A 15,810-nucleotide genomic window follows, 5' to 3' on the forward strand; every position below is an offset into this window, starting at 1 on the left:
GTGCGGGATAGAGAGGCACCGGCCTGCCGGGCCGGTGCGGAGATGGATCAGAACGAGACGAACGCGGCTTCTTCCAGGCGTGCGGCCTGCGCCGTGGCGGCAGGCCCGCCGAAGCTGCGCGCGCGTGGCCCGCGTTGCATCGGCGTCGGCAGCCGCCGCGGCTGCGGGGCCGGTGCCGGGGTGGGTGTGGCGCCGGTGGTGAAGAAGCTCATGAGCGTTTGCAACTGTTCGGCCTGGCTGCTTACTTCTTCGGCCGTGGCGGCCAATTCTTCAGCGTTGGCAGCGGATTGCTGTGTTGTCTGGCTGAGCTGCACCACGGCGGTGTTGATCTGGCCGACGCCGGAGCTCTGCTCTTCGGAGGCGGCGGTGATCTCCTGCACCAGGTCGGAGGTGCGGCGGATCGACGGTTCCATCTCGCCGAGCAGGCGCCCGGCGGTCTCGGCCAGGTTCACGCTGGTGCTGGCGACGTCGCCGATCTCGTGCGCGGCGACCTGGCTGCGCTCGGCCAGCTTGCGTACCTCGGCGGCGACCACCGCGAAGCCCTTGCCGTGCTCGCCGGCGCGCGCGGCCTCGATCGCCGCGTTCAGCGCCAACAGGTTGGTCTGGTAGGCGATGTCGTCGATGATGCCGATCTTGCGTGCGATCTCCTTCATCGCCGAGACGGTGGCGCGGACCGCCTCGCCGCTTTCGGCGGCCTCGCGCGAGGCCTTGGCGGCCATGCCGTCGGTGATCTTGGCGTTCTCCGCGTTCTGCGCGATGGAGCCGGTCATCTGCTCCAGCGAGGCGCTGGTCTCCTCCACGCCGGCGGCTTGCTCGCTGGCCGCCTGGCTCAGCGACTGCGCGGTGGAGGACAGTTCCTCGGCGGCGCTGGCCAGGGTCACGGCGTTGCCGTTGACCTCGTTGACGATGCTGGTGAGCTTGTCGATGGTGGCGTTGACGTAGCGCTGCATGTCGGCGAAGGCGCCTTCGTAGTGACCCTGCACCTGGCGGCTGAGGTCGCCCTCGGCCATCGCGCCCATCACCTTGATCACGTCGCCGACACTGCGCAGATTGCCGCGGGTCTGTTCGATGATCTCGTTGATGAAGGCCTTCTTGCCCGGCAGCTGCGGCATCGGCGCGTCGAAGTTGCCGCGGCCGAACTCGGCGACCACGCCCAGCGCCTGCTTCTTGACCGCGATATGCGCCGCGACCATGCGGTTGATGGCCTTGCCGATCGCGCAGAATTCCCCGTCCAGATGGGTGCAGTCGATCTGCACGTCGATGTCGCCCTTGTCGTGCTCGTCGGACATGCGCGCGATCTCGCCGATCAGGCGCTTGAAGTTGCCGCGCACCTGCTCGATGGTGTCGTTGATGAAGGCCTTCTTGCCGGGTAGCTGCGGCATGCCCGCGTCGAAGTTGCCGCGGCCGAACTCGGCGACCACGCCCATCGCCTGCTTCTTGACCGCGATGTGGCTGCCGACCATGCGGTTGATGCCGTCGGCCATGCTGCGGAAGTCGCCCTGGAAGTGCGCGCTGTCGATGCTGGCGTCGATCTCGCCGGCCTCGTGCTGCTCGGAGACGCGGCGCATTTCGGCGATCAGGCCGAGCATGTTGCGCCGCACCTGCTCGATGGTGTCGTTGATGTAGGCCTTCTTGTCCGGGAACGCGGCCAGCGGCGCGGTGAAGTTGCCGCGGCCGAACTCGCCCACGCAATCGATCGCCTGCTTGCAGACGCCGATGTGGGCGCCGACCAGTTGGTTGATGTCGCCGGCCACGGCCCGATAGGCGCCGCTGGACTGCGCGGCATCCAGCATCACGTCGCAGTCGCCGGCGGCGTGCGCGCGGGTCATGTGCGCGACGTCGGCCTGCAACTGCCGCAGCGGTCGCTGCGCGGCGAGCAGGGCCTGGCCGATCTCGCTGCCGCCGGCGGTCGCGTCCACGCGGTCCAGTTCGCCCTGCGCCAGCGCCTGCAGACCGGTGCGGGCCAGATCCAGTTCGCGCTGCGCGGCAGCGGACGTTTGCTGCGCCGAACGCACGCTGCCGCCCAGCACCAGGCCAGCGACCAGCGTGGCCACGGCGACCGCAGCCCAGGCGAGGCCGCCGGCCAGCGGCAGCGCCAGCGCCGCGACGGCCGCGGCGGCGGGCAGGGCGACGGCGACGACCGCGGCCGTCGGCAGGGTGGTAAGGGGCGTCCGGTTCTGGGACATGACGGCGATTCCTGGTTGATGGCGTGACGTAGGAATGACGGCAGGCGATGCGACGGTTCAGGCCGCCAGCGATTCGGTGCCGGGTTGCAACTGGCCGATGAGCGACGGCACGTCCAGGATCAGGGCGACCCCGCCGCTGCCGAGGATGCTGGAGCCGCTGATGCCCTTGACCTGGGCGAAGACCTTGGAGAGCGGCTTGATCACGGTCTGCCACTCGCCCAGCAGGGTGTCGACCACCAGGCCGAACCGCTGCGCGCCCTGGCGGATCACCACGATGCTCTCGCGCGCCGGCGGCGCGCCGGCGATGGCGAACAGCGAGCGCAGGCGCACGTAGGGCAGCACGTTGCCGCGCAGGTCGATGTACTCGCTCTGGTAGTTCGGCGCGAACTCCACGCATTCCTCGACCACGTCCAGCGGCACCACGAACACCGACTTGCCGACCCCGACCTGGAAGCCGTTGATGATCGCCAGGGTCAGCGGCAGCCGCACCGAGATGGTGGTGCCGACGTCCTGCTGGCTGCTGATGTCGACGCTGCCACGCAGCGCGGCGATGTTGCGCTTGACCACGTCCATGCCGACGCCGCGGCCGGACAGGTTGGTGACCTTCTCGGCGGTGGAGAAGCCCGGCTCGAAGATCAGCGCGAACACCTCGCGGTCGGAGAGCTGGCGGCCGGGTTCGATCAGGCCGCGTTCCAGCGCCTTGGCCAGGATCCGGTCGCGGTTGAGGCCGCCGCCGTCGTCGCTGATCTGGATGACGATGCTGCCGGAATCGTGGAAGGCGTTTAGGCGTACCGTGCCGCGCACCGGCTTGCCGCGCGCCTGGCGCACCTCGGCCGGTTCGATGCCGTGATCCATGGCGTTGCGCACCAGGTGGGTCAGCGGATCGGCGATCTTCTCCACCACCGACTTGTCCAGCTCGGTGTCCTCGCCATTGACCACCAGCGCGATGTCCTTGCCCAGTTCGCGGGCCACGTCGTGGACCACGCGGTGGAAGCGGCTGAAGGTGCCGCCGATCTTGACCATGCGCAGCTGCAGCGCGCTTTCGCGCACCTCCTCGACCAGGCCGGCGAGGATCGAGGTGGATTCCAGCAACTGCGCATCGCCGGTGCGCTGCGCGTTGGCGCCGGTGCTGGCGACCGCGATGATCAGCTCGCCGACCAGGTCGATCATGCGGTCGAGCTTGTCGGCGTCGACGCGGATCGAGCCGCCTTCGCCGCGCGCGCCGGCGGCCTTGGCGGGGCCGGCATTGGCGGCGGGGGCCGCTGCCGCGGCCGGCGCACTCGGCACGGACGGAGCGGCTGCAGCCGGCGCGGCCTCCGGTGTGGCGGCACTCTCGAAACCGGCGAAGTCGTCGGCGCTGGCCTGGCTGCCGGCCTCGGCCACCAGCAGCGGCAGATCCAGGTTGGCGGCGTCGCCGTGCGGGTCCACCGCCAGCACCTGCAGGTCGCAGTCGTCGCGCACGAATTCGAAGATGTCCTCGATCGCGGCCTGCTGCGCGTCGCTGCGCAGCAGGATGTCGAAGCCCAGGTAGCAGGCCTCCGGATCCAGTTCCGGCAATGCCGGCACGCGCTCGTGACGGGTGCGCACCGCTTCCAGGCTGCCGAGGCTGCGCAGGCAGCGGATCAGGTGCAGCGGCGAGTTGCCGAAGCGCAGCGCATCGGTGAACAACTGCAGCGAGATCCGCCAGTAGCCGGTCTGCGCCGGCGCCGCGGGCGTTGCGGTGGCGCTGGCCTTGGCGGCCGGCGCGGCAGCAGGGTGCAGGTAGGTCTGCAGGCGTTCCAGCAGCGGCGCACCCTCGGTGGCCAGCGTGGCTTCGTCCGCCTCGGCGCCGGCGGCCGCTTCCACCAGGGTGCGGATATGGTCGCAGCAGGCCAGCATCAGTTGGATCAGCTCCGAATCCAGCGCGACGGCCTGCTCGCGCACCAGGTCCAGCACGCTCTCCACCACATGGGTGAAGCCGACCAGTTGCGCCAGATCGAACAGGCCGCCGGAGCCCTTGATGGTATGGGCGGCGCGGAAGATCGCGTTGACCGCGTCGGGACCGGCTTCGCCGCGCTCGGCTTCCAGCAGGTTGCGTTCCATGTCCTCGAGCAGGTCGCGGCTCTCGGCGATGAAGGTCTGCAGCAATTGATCCATGTTCATGTCGTGCTGCCGATTAGTGAAGAGTGTCGTCGCCGACGCGCTCGAACGCGTCGCCCAGGCCGAGCAGGTCCAGCGCGTCGCCGACCGCTGTGGTGCAGCCCTCGAGCTGGAATGGCCGTCCCAGCGCGCGCAGCGCGGCCTGGGTGGCCAGCAGCAGTTGCACGCCGGTGGCGTCGATGTCGTTCACCGCCTGCAACTGCAGGCGCAGGCCGCCGGGATGCTCCAGCGCGGGCAGCAGCAGCGGCTTCAATTCGGCCGCATGGCGGATGGTCATGTCGCCGTCCACGATCAACTGCAGCGGCGGATCCTGTTCGTCGGGGGGCGTCGAGCGCATGGCGGGTCTCCGGCAGTGGCGAGTGGAAAGCCGGCGCCACGCCGTGAAGGGCGTGTGCAGGCCTGGATACCAGCGATATCGGCGCGGACGGGAAATATTTAGAAATATTTAGCCTGCGTGAAGCATTTGTCTCGCAGGCCGCACGCGAGCCTGAGTGGTTCAGGCCGGTGCCAGGACGCGGATCCCATAACCGCGCCGATGCGGTCGGTCCCTACGTCTCTGCACGCGCCGTGCCAGTCGCGGCAACGGGGAAGGCGTCAAAAAGCCGCGCCATACGTGCGACGTGGCGGCGGTCTTCACGTGAAGACCGCTGCAGGCCAGGGAACACAGCGGTGCGAGCGCCCATACGCCACCGAATGTTGTGGCGGTCCGGGGCGGGGCAGAGGGTGCGGGGTCGCGGCAGCCGGCCGCGTGCGGGAGCCGGCGCGGGCGGACGCGCCCGCGTCGCTCAGCGTGGCGACAGCGCGGTCAGCAGCCCGCGCGCGGCATTGAAACGGTCGGCCGCCTCCGGCAGCGGCAGCTTGAGCTTCAGCTTGTCCGGGCCATCCATCGCATACAGCTTGGGCTGCTTCTGGATCATCTGGATGATGGTCAGCGGATCCACGTTGGGCTTGGCCCCGAACACCAGGCGCCCGCCGTGCTCGCCCAGTTCCAGCTTGCGGATGCCCAGCACGTTGGCCTGCAGCTTCAGTTCGGCGATCGCGAACAGGTGCTTCACCGGATCCGGCAGCAGGCCGAAGCGGTCGATCATCTCCACCTGCAGTTCGCGCAGGCCGTCGCTGTCGCGGGCGCTGGAAATGCGCTTGTACAGGGTCAGGCGGGTATGCACGTCGGGCAGGTAGTCGTCCGGGATCAGCGCGGGCACATGCAGTTCCACCTCGGCGCCGCGCGCTTCCTCGCCGGCATCCAGGTCCGGCAGCTTGCCCTGGCGGATGCTGCGCACCGCGCGTTCCAGCAGTTCGGTGTACAGGCTGAAACCGACCTCGGCCATCTGCCCGCTCTGGTCCTCGCCGAGCAGTTCGCCGGCGCCGCGGATCTCCAGATCGTGGGTGGCCAGGGTGAAGCCGGCGCCCAGTTCGTCCATCGAGGCGATCGCGTCCAGCCGCTTCTGCGCATCGGGGGTGATGCTGCGCCGGTCCGGTACCAGCAGGTAGGCGTAGGCGCGATGGTGCGAACGGCCGACGCGGCCGCGCAACTGGTGCAACTGCGCCAGGCCGAAGCGGTCGGCGCGGTTGATGACGATGGTGTTGGCGTTGGGGATGTCGATGCCCGATTCGATGATCGTGGTCGACAGCAGCACGTTGAAGCGCTGCTTCTGGAAATCCAGCATCACCTTTTCCAGCTCGCGCTCGGGCATCTGCCCGTGGGCGATGCCGATGCGCGCCTCCGGCACCAGTTCGCTCAGCTCGCGCTGCATGCGGCCGATGCTCTCCACGTCGTTGTGCAGGAAGTACAGCTGGCCGCCGCGCGCCAGTTCGCGCTGGAAGGCTTCGCGCAACAGCGCGTTGTCCCACTGGGTGACGAAGGTCTGCACCGCCAGCCGGTTCGGCGGCGGCGTGGCGATGATCGACAGGTCGCGCAGGCCGGCCATGGCCATGTTCAAGGTACGCGGGATCGGCGTGGCGGTCAGGGTCAGCAGGTGCACGTTGGCGCGCAGCGCCTTCAGCGCTTCCTTCTGGCGCACGCCGAAGCGTTGCTCCTCATCGACGATGACCATGCCCAGGTCCTTGAACTTCACGTCCGGCTGCAGCAGGCGATGGGTGCCGACGATCACGTCGATGCTGCCGGCGGCGACCTTCTCCAGCTCGGCCTTGATCTCCTTGCTGCTCTTGAAGCGCGACAGCACCTCGACCTTGAGCGGGTAGTCGGCGAAGCGGTCGCGGAAGTTGCGGTAGTGCTGTTCGGCCAGCAGCGTGGTCGGCACCAGCACCGCCACCTGCTTGCCGGCGCTGGCCGCGGCGAAGGCCGCGCGCACCGCGACCTCGGTCTTGCCGAAGCCGACGTCGCCGCAGACCACGCGGTCCATCGGCTGGCTGCTGGCCAGGTCGCGCAGGGTGGCGTCGATCGCGGCCAACTGGTCGGGGGTCTCCTCGAACGGGAAGCCGGCGGCGAACGGCTCGTACATCGCCCGGTCCACCTGCAGCGCCAGTCCGGCACGGGCCTGGCGGCGCGCCTGGATCTCCAGCAGCTCCGCGGCCACGTCGCGTACCTTCTCGGCGGCCTTGCGCTTGGCCTTGGTCCATTGTTCGCCGCCCAGCGAATGCAGCGGCGCGGTCTCGGCCGAGGCGCCGGAGTAGCGGCTGATCAGATGCAACTGCGCGACCGGCACGTACAACCGGTCGCCCTTGGCGTATTCGATTTCCAGGAACTCGCCGGGCATGCCGCCGGCATCGAGCACGATCAGCCCGCGGTAGCGGCCGACGCCGTGGTCCTCGTGCACGATCGGCGCGCCCTCGGACAGCTCGCCCAGGTCGCGGATGATCGCTTCCGGCTCGCGCCCCACACGGCGGCTGCGCCGCGGCTGGCTGGCACGCTCGGGGAACAACTGGCGCTCGGTCAGCACCGCGATCCGCGGCTCCTCCAGCGCGAAGCCGTCGTCGAGCGGCGCAACCGCGATAGCGAAACGTGCAGCAGAAAGCCCCTCTCCCTCCGGGAGAGGGGTTGGGGTGAGGGTCCGACCGCTAGTGGAGTTCGTCTGCGCAACCGTGGAACTTGCCGAAGCACCCGCCTTCTTCGTTCCCGACCGCGCAGACGCCGCACCCTCATCCGGCGCTTCGCGCCACCTTCTCCCGGTGGGAGAAGGAACAAATGCCGCGAAATTCGGCAGCACCTCCGGCTTCAACTCCGCGGCCGCCAGCACTTCCAGCAGCGCCTCGCGGCGGCCGGGCGAATCGGCGGCGATCAACACCCGGCCCGGGTAGTGATCGAGGAAGCTCTTCAGCGCCGCGCCGGGCGCGGCGTCCTTGGCCGCCACCGGCAGCGGCGGCAGCGGCTGGTCGCCCAGCGCCTGTGCCTCGTCGATGCGCGGGTGGTCGGCGGCCCACACGTCGATGCGCGGCAGCCCGTTGAGGCGCTCGCGCAGCGCGTCCGGCGCCTGGTACAGCTCCTCCGGCGCCAGCAGCGGGCGCTCCACGTCGTGGCGGCGTTGCTCGTAGCGGGCCTGGGTCTGCGCCCAGAACGCGTCGGCGGCGGCGCCCACGCCCGGTGCGATCAGCGGCAGCACGTGCTCGCCCAGATAATCGAACAGGGTGGCGGTGGCCTCGCGTGCGCCGCTGCTGCGGGTGTCCTGGAAGAACAGCGGCAGGTAGTACTCGATGCCCGACGGCGCCAGCCCGGCCTTCAGGTCCTGGTACAGCGCGCTGCGCCGGGTGTCGACGTCGAAGCGTTCGCGCAGCGCGGTCAATACCCGCTCCACGCTGACGTCGTCCATCGGCACTTCGCGCCCGGGCAGCATGCGCACCGCCTGCACATGGTCCAGCGAGCGCTGCGATTCCGGGTCGAAGGCGCGGATCGAATCGATGTCCTCGTCCAGCAGTTCGATCCGCAGCGGTGCGTCGGTGCCCATCGGATACACGTCGAGCAGGCCGCCGCGCACGGCGAAGTCGCCCGGGTCCATCACCTGCGGCACGTTGCGGTAGCCGGCGCTTTCCAGTCGCCGCTTCTCCGCATCCAGGTCCAGGCGCTGGCCCACGCGCAGGTCGAAACTGCCGCCGACGATGTAGCGCAGCGGCGCTACCCGCTGCATCAGCGTCTGCACCGGCACCACCACGATGCCCTGGGTCAGCGTCGGCAGCCGGTGCAGCGCGGCCAGACGCTGGCTGACGATGTCCGGGTGCGGACTGAACTGGTCGTAGGGCAGGGTTTCCCAATCCGGGAACGGCACCACCGGCAGGCTCGGATCGTCGCCGAGCAGGCTGTGCAGGTCGGCTTCGAGCTGGTGCGCGCTCTGGTTGTCGCGGGCGACCACCAGCAACGGCCCGCGGTGCGCGGACGCGGCGCAGGCGATGTGCCAGGCCAGGGCGGTGGAGGACGCGGGAGCGCGCCAGTGCGCGCGGAACTGGCCGGACTTGGGCAGCGGCGGAACGGGGAAGGGAAGGGGCGGCATGGACCAACTAGTTTAGCAAGGTCGGGACCCGGGTCCCGAGTTTTCAGCTGCCCAGTTCCAGCACCACCCGCACCAGGTCCGGATTGTCCGGATGCGGCATGCGCTGGAAGCCCAGCGACTCGGCCAGCTGCAGCATCGGCACGTTGCGTTCGAGCACATCGCCGTAGAGCCGGTCCAGATACTTGCGGCGCGCCCACTTGACCAGCTTGCGCATCAATTGCCGGCCCAGGCCCTGGCCGGAAACGAAACTGCTGACCAGGATCGCGTACTGCGCCTCGCGGGTACCCGGGTTGATCGCGGCGCGCGCCACCGCACCGACCACGGCTTCGCCAGGCGGCAGCGGCTCGGCGGCGACCAGGATCAGTTCCGACTTCGGATTGGGATGGGTGAGGCGTTGCGCCATGTCCTCGGTCAGTTCCTGCGTCGAATGCAGGAAGCGCTCGCGGATCTCGGTCGGCCCGAGCAGGCCGAAGGCACCTTGCAGCGGCGCGCTGTCCTCCGGCCGGATCGGACGGATCAGCAGTTCGCGCCCGCTGGGCAGGGTGAAGGTTTCATGCCACGGAGGCATGCGGTTGCGGGTAGCCATGGCCGTATGATCCTCGACGAAGCCTGGATTCTCGCATTGCCAAAACCTTACGCCCGTGAACGCAGCGTCCTGCCGATGTGCCGATCGGGTGGTCTTGCTAGAGTGGCGCTTCGTTCAAGGGAATGCGCGACGATGAAGACATCGCATGCCGTGGCCGTCTCCGCGGCGATCGGGCTGGGCCTGGCCACGCTGCTGGTGGGGCTGCTGGTGGGCGGTGGCAGGTGGCTGCTGCGCGCGCAGCACCACGACACGCCGACCGCCACCACCGCCGCTCCAGTCGCCGATGCGGAGCAGCTGGCGACGCAGGCATTGGCCCCGTACCAGGCGCGCCTGCAGGCCACGCGCCGGCCGGTGCTGCAGGTGCAACTGCAGCCGATGACGCAGGACGATCGCCTGGCCAGCAAGGTCGGCGGGCGCCCCTACTGGACCGGTGATAAGCCGTATCCGCACGCGGCCGACGGCCAGCCGCTGGCGCTGCTGGCGCAGATCGATCTGGCGCGGATGCCGCCGCTGCCCGGCTACCCGCGCCAGGGCATGCTGCAGTTCTTCATCGGCGGCGACGATTTCTATGGCGCCAACTTCGGTGGCGCGCGCAGCGACCTGGCCGCGCTGAGCGAACAACGCAATTTCCGCGTGGTGTACTGGCCGCAGCCGAAGGCGTCGGCGCGGCAGGCCGAGGTGCCGTTGCCAGCGGCCGACACGTTGCCGTTCGATCCGGCGCGGCCGCGGGCGATGCGGTTCGACGCCGGCGAGGAAACCATCGGCAGCAGCGATGTGCGCTTCGAGCAGGTGCTGGGCAAACCACTGGAGGAGGTGGCCGCGGCCTATGCCAAGCGCCACGCGGTGTCGCAGGATACGGTGGACGACGCGCTGTTCGATGCGCTGAGCCGTGGCGGCAACAAGCTCGGCGGCTACCCGGAGTTCACCCAGCAAGACCCGCGAACCCTGCAGGACAAGCAGGTCCTGCTGCTGCAGTTGGACAGCGACGAGGAGATGATGTGGGGCGACAGCGGCGTCGCCAACTTCTTCATCGATCCGGACGACCTGCGGCGCGGCGATTTCAGCCGCATCGCCTACAACTGGGATTGCTTCTGAGCGCGCGCGTGCGCCGCCCCGCGTACCTCATGCTTCGCGCTTGAGCCATTCCAGGCGCGTGCTGGCACCGGCTTCGCCCAGGTGCGCCTTCAGCGGCGGCAGCGCCTGCGCCAGCGCCTGCTCGAACTGCCAGGGCGGATTGAGCAGCAACATGCCGCTGCCGTTGAGCCGCAACGGCGAATCGTCCGGGCGCACCTGCAGTTCGGCGACCAGTGCCGACGCCACCGGCAGGGCCGCGGCCTTGCGGAAGAACGGCTGCAGGCTGCGGCGCTGCTTGATCGGATACCACACCGCGCACACCGCCTGCGGCCAGCGGCTCAGCGTTTCGCGCAGCGCGGTCACGATCAGCGGGTACTCGGCGTCCTGCGCTTCGTAGGGCGGATCGATCAGCACCAGCCCGCGGCCGATCCGGTTGGCCCCGGACTTGGGCGGCAGGAATGCCTTGATCGCCGCATAGCCGTCGCCGGCATGCACCTGCACACGGCGGTCGTGGGCGAACAACGCCTTGAGTTCGGCGGCTTCCTCGGGCTGCAGTTCGCAGGCGGCCAGCCGGTCCTGCGCGCGCAGCGCCTGCGCCACCAGCAGCGGCGAACCAGGGTAGGCGACCAGGGCACCGACCGGATTGTCGGCCTGCACCGCGCGCAGGTAGCGCTCCACCACGTCGGGCAGGGTCGGCTGGCCCATCAACCGCAGCACGCCGGCGGCGGCCTCGCCGGTCTTGCGCGCCTCGTTGGCCGCGAACAGATAGCGGCCGCGCCCGGCGTGGGTATCGAGCACAAAGAACGGGCTGTCCTTGCGCTTGAACGCATCGAGCAGCGCCAGCAGCACGATGTGCTTGAGGACATCGGCATGGTTGCCGGCGTGGAAGGCGTGGCGGTAATTCATCCGCGCAGTGTACGGGGCGCCACGCCGGCCGGCCACGCCTGCCGAGGTGCCGGGCGGGGCGGGTCCGCGGCCGCGGTACACTAGCCGGGCGACCGCTGGCGGCCGCACGGCGCCTAACGGGCATGAGGCCGGAAGGTGTGGACGATGGGCCTGTGCATCCGGGCGCAGGCGTCGTCGGAGCGTTCGGGTGCGCAGTGCCGATACCGCGTGGGCGGCCGGCGGGTCCACGGTTCGCATGCGCATGTCTTCTCCCCTGTTGCTCGGTGTCCTGGCGTTGGCGCTGCCGTTCGCCGCCTGCGGTGCCTCCCGTGCCGAAGCCGCGCCCTCGGGCGCAGCGCAAGCTGCGGCGTTCGATGCGCTGATCGAGGATGTCGGTGCGCACGGCAAGGACATGGCCGCCGACGAGCAGGCCTACCGCGTCGCGCATGCGCGCCTGCAGGCGCTGCTGCCCGCCGGCGACCCGGTGCGGCGGGCGCGCCTGGACGCCTTCGACTGCCAGCATTTTCCGCAGGGCCCGGCCGCGGCGGTGGAGCAGGCGCGGCGCGGCGAGCGCGGCGCGATCGCGCGCACCCATGTGCAGGTCCGCCTGGAGTACCTGCTGTGCGAAACCTATGCGCTCTACAACGACGGCCAGCGCCCGGCCTATCTGCGGCCCGCCACCACGATCCTGGCGCTGACCGACGCGCAGCGGTTCCCGCGACTGCGCGCGGCGGCCCTGCGCATGCGTGCCTTCGCCGAGCGCGACGCCGGCCACTACGCGCAGTCGCTGCGTACCTTGCAGGAACTGCGCGCGCTGGACGCACGGCGCGATGGCGGCTGGGTCGCGCTGCTGACCCTGATCGGCATTGCCGACGCCTACCTGGACATGGGCCTGCCGGATCTGTCGCAGCAGGTCGTCGCCGAGGTCCTGCAGCGGGCCAGGCAGGGCGATGGCGGCTACATGCAGGCGCTGGCGGTGGAGCGCGAAGGCGCCATCGCCGAGCAACGCGGCGATCTGCCGGCGGCGCTGGCTGCCTACCTGCGCGCGGCCGAGCTGCATGGCCGACATCCGCTGGAGGGGTCGCAGGCGTCGCTGTTGCTGCGCGCGGCCCGGATCAACGCGTTGCTGGGCAACCTGCCGCAGGCGCGGGCGCAGCGGCAGCAGGCCGAAGCGCAACTGGTCGCAATGGGCGCCACGCGGCTGATGCGCGCGCGTCGCGATTACGTCGATGCGCTGATCGCCGAGCGCAGCGGCGATGCGCGGGCCGCGCTGGCGCTGGCCGACCAGGCCGAGCAGGGCTACCGCGCCAACGGCGACCTGCGCAGCCTCAGCGACGTGCTGGACCTCAAGGCCACCGCCTTGCGCGCGCTGGGCGCCTGGCGCCAGGCACTGGATGCGCGCGAGGCGCAGATGCGCGTGCAGCAGGAACTGGACACGCGCATGCAGCGCGAGCAATCGCAGTTCCTGATCGCCGAATCGGAAAGCCGCGAGCGCGACCTGGCGGCGCTGCAACTGGCGCAGAAGGCGGAAACCCAGCGTAACCGGCTGCAGGCGATGGAGCGCGAGGCGACCCTGCGGCGCGCGTTGCTGGGCGCGGCGCTGCTGTTGCTGGCGGTGCTCGTCGGGGTGTTGTTCCTGACCCTCGGGCGCCTGCGCGGCGCCCGCCGCGAAGTGCGGGTCGACAGCCTTACCGGCGTCGCCTCGCGGCGCCAGGTGCTGGCCGAACTCGACACTGCGCTGGCGGCGCTGCCACGCGGCGGGCGCATGCCGCTGTCGGTGCTGGCGCTGGACGTGGACCACTTCAAGCGGATCAACGACGAACACGGCCATGCGGCGGGCGACCAGGTGCTGCGGCTGGTCGCCACCACCCTGCGGCAGAGCCTGCGCAGGAACGACAGCTTCGGCCGGACCGGCGGCGAGGAATTCCTGGCGCTGCTGCCCGGCGCCACCTGTGCCGAGGCACGGGAGCTGGCCGGGCTGCTGCGCGAGGTACTGGAGCGGCAGTCGTTCGACGCGGTCGTGCCGGGCCTGCGCCTGACCGTCAGCATCGGCATCGCCGAGGCCGGCGCCGGCGAGAGCAGCCAGGCGCTGCTGGCGCGCGCCGATGCCGCGCTGTACCGGGCCAAGCACGGCGGCCGCAACCGGGTGGAACTGGCGTCGGCGCCGGGCGCGGCCAACGCGCGCGGCGGCAGCGACAGCTGACGCGCCGCAGGTGCGCGTCGGGTTCCGTGCCGATCCACGAGCGGTGCCGCGGAATGGCCGGACGGACTGCCGCGGCGCCCGCGCGACGGCTATGCTGCGCGCCATGTCCACGCCTGCCGCCGCCAGTGTCCTCGTGGTCGAGGACGAATCCGCCATCGCCGACACCGTACTGTACGCGCTGCGCAGCGAGGGCTACGCGGTGCGGCATTGCCAGCTCGGGCGCGAGGCCCTGGCGCAGCTGCGCGAGGGCGGCATCGACGTGGTGGTGCTGGACGTCGGCCTGCCGGACCTGAGCGGGTTCGAGGTGTGCCGCACGCTGCGCGGTTTCAGCCAGGTGCCGGTGCTGTTCCTGACCGCGCGCAACGAGGAGATCGACCGCGTGCTCGGCCTGGAACTGGGCGCCGACGACTACATGGCCAAGCCGTTCTCGCCGCGCGAGCTGGTGGCGCGGGTGCGGGCGCGGTTGCGGCGCCCGGCGGTGGTCGTCGGCGATGCCGAGGCCGGCTGGCAGCAGCACGGCGATTTCGCCATCGACCGCGACGGCCGCCGCATCCGCTGGCGCGCTGCGGTGCTGGACCTGACCCGCTACGAGTACGCGTTGCTGGCAGCGCTGCTGCAGCGGCCCGGCGCCATCCTCAGTCGCGCGCAACTGATGGACCGCGGCTGGGACAGCAGCGCCGACAGCGCCGACCGCACCGTCGACACCCATATCAAGACCCTGCGCGCCAAGCTGCGCGCGGCCGGCGCCACCGACGATCCGATCCGCACCCACCGCGGCCTCGGCTACGCGCTGGAGGCCTGAGGTGCGGCTGGGGCTGAAGCTGTTCCTGGGCTTCTTCCTGATCGTCGGCGTGGCCGCCTTCTTCGTGATGCGGGTGTTCGTCAACGAGGTCAAGCCGGGCGTGCGCCAGGCGATGGAATCGACCCTGGTGGACGCGGCCAACGTGCTGGCGCAGATGGCCGCGCAGGATCTCAAGGACGGGCGCATCGCCAGCGGCCGTTTCGCCCGCGACCTGGCCGCGGCGCAGCGGCGCGATCCGCGCGCGATGGTCTGGCGTTTTCCCAAGCACAGCGTCGACTACCGCGTCACCCTCACCGATGCGGCGGGCATCGTGGTGTTCGATTCGCGCGGACAGGACATCGGCCGCGACAACTCGCGCTGGAACGACGTGTACCGCACCCTGCGCGGCGAGTACGGCGCCCGCTCCAGCCCCGAGGCCGACGGCGACCCCAACCACACGGTGATGCACGTGGCCGCGCCGGTCTACGATCCGGCCGACCCGCAGCGGCTGATTGGCGTGCTGACCCTGTCCCAGCCCAACCGCAGCATCGAGCCGTTCATTGTCGCCAGCCAGCGCAGCATCCTGCTGCGCGGCGCCTGGCTGATCGGCATCTCGGCGCTGATCGGGATCCTGATGACCTGGGGCCTGCTGCGCGGCATCGGCCGGCTCAACCGCTATGCGCAGGCGGTCAGTGCCGGTGCGCCGGTGCCGCCGCCGCCGCCGCGCCGCGATGAGATCGGCGATCTCGGCCGTGCGCTGGAGACCATGCGCCGCAAGCTGGAGGGCAAGCAGTACGTCGAGCAGTACGTGCAGTCGCTGACCCACGAGATGAAGAGCCCGCTGGCCGCGATCCGGGGCGCGGCGGAACTGCTGCAGGAGCCGCTGCCGGAACCGGAGCGGCAGCGCTTCGTGCGCAACATCGCCGAGCAGCAGCAGCGCCTCACCGAGACCATCGACAAGCTGCTGGCGCTGGCCGAGGTGGAACAGCACGGCTGGTTGCAGCGGCGCGAACCGGTGGCGCTGGCGCCGCTGTGCGCGGACCTGGCCGAAGCGCTGGCGCCGCAACTGCAGGCGCGCGGTCTGCAACTGCAGGTCCAGGTGCTGGACCCGGCCCTGGTTGTGTCGGGCGATCCCTACCTGCTGCGGCAGGCGCTGCACAACCTGCTCGACAACGCCATCGCCTTTTCGCCGGAGGGCGCGAGCATCGTGCTGCGCGCCGAACGCGGCGCCGATGCGCGCGTGCTGCTGACGGTGGAGGACGCTGGCCCGGGCGTTCCCGACTACGCGCTGGAGCGGGTGTTCGAGCGCTTCTACTCGCTGGCGCGCCCGGCCACCGGCCAGCGCAGCTCCGGCCTTGGTCTGCCGTTCGTGCGCGAGGTGGCGCGCCTGCACGGCGGCGACGCCAGCCTGCGCAACCGCGACGGTGGCGGCGCGGTGGCCTGCCTGGCGTTGCCGCTGGCCTGAGCCGGATCGATTCGCGCGAGAGGGCGTGAAGCGCGGTGCCGGGGCTCCC

At 70.6% G+C, this 15,810-nt stretch carries 10 protein-coding genes and 1 pseudogene; 4 read left to right on the forward strand and 7 right to left on the reverse strand.

The annotated features are described in order from the left end of the window. Positions 1-47 precede the first annotated feature (47 nt). The 6 genes and pseudogenes from SLW55_RS12025 to SLW55_RS12050 all read right to left on the reverse strand — a co-directional run bounded on the left by SLW55_RS12025 (position 48) and on the right by SLW55_RS12050 (position 9,353). A complete protein-coding gene (locus SLW55_RS12025; RefSeq protein ID WP_267099571.1) occupies positions 48-2,186 on the reverse strand; it encodes a methyl-accepting chemotaxis protein in 2,139 nt (712 codons plus the stop codon). Positions 2,187-2,243: 57 nt separating this feature from the next. Continuing rightward, complete coding sequence (locus tag SLW55_RS12030) at positions 2,244-4,328, reverse strand: chemotaxis protein CheA (protein ID WP_320745189.1); 2,085 nt, start codon at positions 4,326-4,328, stop codon at positions 2,244-2,246. A 13-nt stretch (positions 4,329-4,341) separates the two neighbouring features. After that, positions 4,342-4,662 (reverse strand): STAS domain-containing protein, encoded by a 321-nt coding sequence (locus SLW55_RS12035; RefSeq protein WP_267093858.1) that lies wholly within the window; start codon positions 4,660-4,662, stop codon positions 4,342-4,344. Positions 4,663-5,110: 448 nt separating this feature from the next. Continuing rightward, positions 5,111-7,492, reverse strand: coding sequence for a transcription-repair coupling factor (mfd, locus tag SLW55_RS12040; protein WP_343229740.1), 2,382 nt, complete (start codon positions 7,490-7,492; stop codon positions 5,111-5,113). After that, positions 7,466-8,767 (reverse strand): annotated as a pseudogene (locus SLW55_RS12045) (transcription-repair coupling factor); the annotation flags it as partial. The pseudogene SLW55_RS12045 and the gene mfd, both read right to left, overlap by 27 nt. 43 nt (positions 8,768-8,810) lie before the next feature. Further along, complete coding sequence (locus SLW55_RS12050; RefSeq protein WP_017909572.1) at positions 8,811-9,353, reverse strand: GNAT family N-acetyltransferase; 543 nt, start codon at positions 9,351-9,353, stop codon at positions 8,811-8,813. A gap of 132 nt (positions 9,354-9,485) precedes the next feature. On the opposite strand from SLW55_RS12050, the gene SLW55_RS12055 reads away from it, so the two are divergent. After that, a complete protein-coding gene (locus SLW55_RS12055) occupies positions 9,486-10,448 on the forward strand; it encodes a YwqG family protein (RefSeq protein WP_043095674.1) in 963 nt (320 codons plus the stop codon). A 27-nt stretch (positions 10,449-10,475) separates the two neighbouring features. Here the strand turns inward: SLW55_RS12055 and rlmJ are convergent, their stop codons facing one another. Continuing rightward, entirely contained in the window at positions 10,476-11,333 is an 858-nt protein-coding gene (rlmJ, locus tag SLW55_RS12060) for a 23S rRNA (adenine(2030)-N(6))-methyltransferase RlmJ (RefSeq protein WP_320694202.1), read from the reverse strand. 241 nt (positions 11,334-11,574) lie between these two features. Here rlmJ and SLW55_RS12065 point away from each other — a divergent pair, with 241 nt between their 5' ends. The 3 genes from SLW55_RS12065 to creC all read left to right on the forward strand — a co-directional run bounded on the left by SLW55_RS12065 (position 11,575) and on the right by creC (position 15,761). Then, complete coding sequence (locus SLW55_RS12065) at positions 11,575-13,515, forward strand: GGDEF domain-containing protein (RefSeq protein WP_320745190.1); 1,941 nt, start codon at positions 11,575-11,577, stop codon at positions 13,513-13,515. Between the two features lie 91 nt (positions 13,516-13,606). Then, positions 13,607-14,317 carry a two-component system response regulator CreB gene (creB, locus tag SLW55_RS12070; RefSeq protein WP_267084770.1) on the forward strand — a complete coding sequence of 237 codons (711 nt, stop codon included), beginning with the start codon at positions 13,607-13,609 and terminating at the stop codon, positions 14,315-14,317. Between the two features lies 1 nt (position 14,318). Continuing rightward, positions 14,319-15,761 (forward strand): two-component system sensor histidine kinase CreC, encoded by a 1,443-nt coding sequence (creC, locus tag SLW55_RS12075; RefSeq protein WP_267124398.1) that lies wholly within the window; start codon positions 14,319-14,321, stop codon positions 15,759-15,761. Positions 15,762-15,810 lie beyond the last annotated feature (49 nt).

Origin of the sequence: Xanthomonas sp. LF06-19 (assembly GCF_034105425.1) — a bacterium.
Classification (GTDB): Bacteria; Pseudomonadota; Gammaproteobacteria; order Xanthomonadales; family Xanthomonadaceae; genus Xanthomonas_A; species Xanthomonas_A sontii.

Bases quoted from the DNA above. Each gene is read 5' to 3' on its own strand.
- SLW55_RS12025 (WP_267099571.1), bottom strand. From the start codon at position 2,186: ATGTCCCAGAACCGGACGCCCCTTACCACCCTGCCGACGGCCGCGGTC.
- SLW55_RS12030 (WP_320745189.1), bottom strand. From the start codon at position 4,328: ATGAACATGGATCAATTGCTGCAGACCTTCATCGCCGAGAGCCGCGAC.
- SLW55_RS12035 (WP_267093858.1), bottom strand. From the start codon at position 4,662: ATGCGCTCGACGCCCCCCGACGAACAGGATCCGCCGCTGCAGTTGATC.
- SLW55_RS12050 (WP_017909572.1), bottom strand. From the start codon at position 9,353: ATGGCTACCCGCAACCGCATGCCTCCGTGGCATGAAACCTTCACCCTG.
- SLW55_RS12055 (WP_043095674.1), top strand. From the start codon at position 9,486: ATGAAGACATCGCATGCCGTGGCCGTCTCCGCGGCGATCGGGCTGGGC.
- rlmJ (WP_320694202.1), bottom strand. From the start codon at position 11,333: ATGAATTACCGCCACGCCTTCCACGCCGGCAACCATGCCGATGTCCTC.
- SLW55_RS12065 (WP_320745190.1), top strand. From the start codon at position 11,575: ATGTCTTCTCCCCTGTTGCTCGGTGTCCTGGCGTTGGCGCTGCCGTTC.
- creB (WP_267084770.1), top strand. From the start codon at position 13,607: ATGCTGCGCGCCATGTCCACGCCTGCCGCCGCCAGTGTCCTCGTGGTC.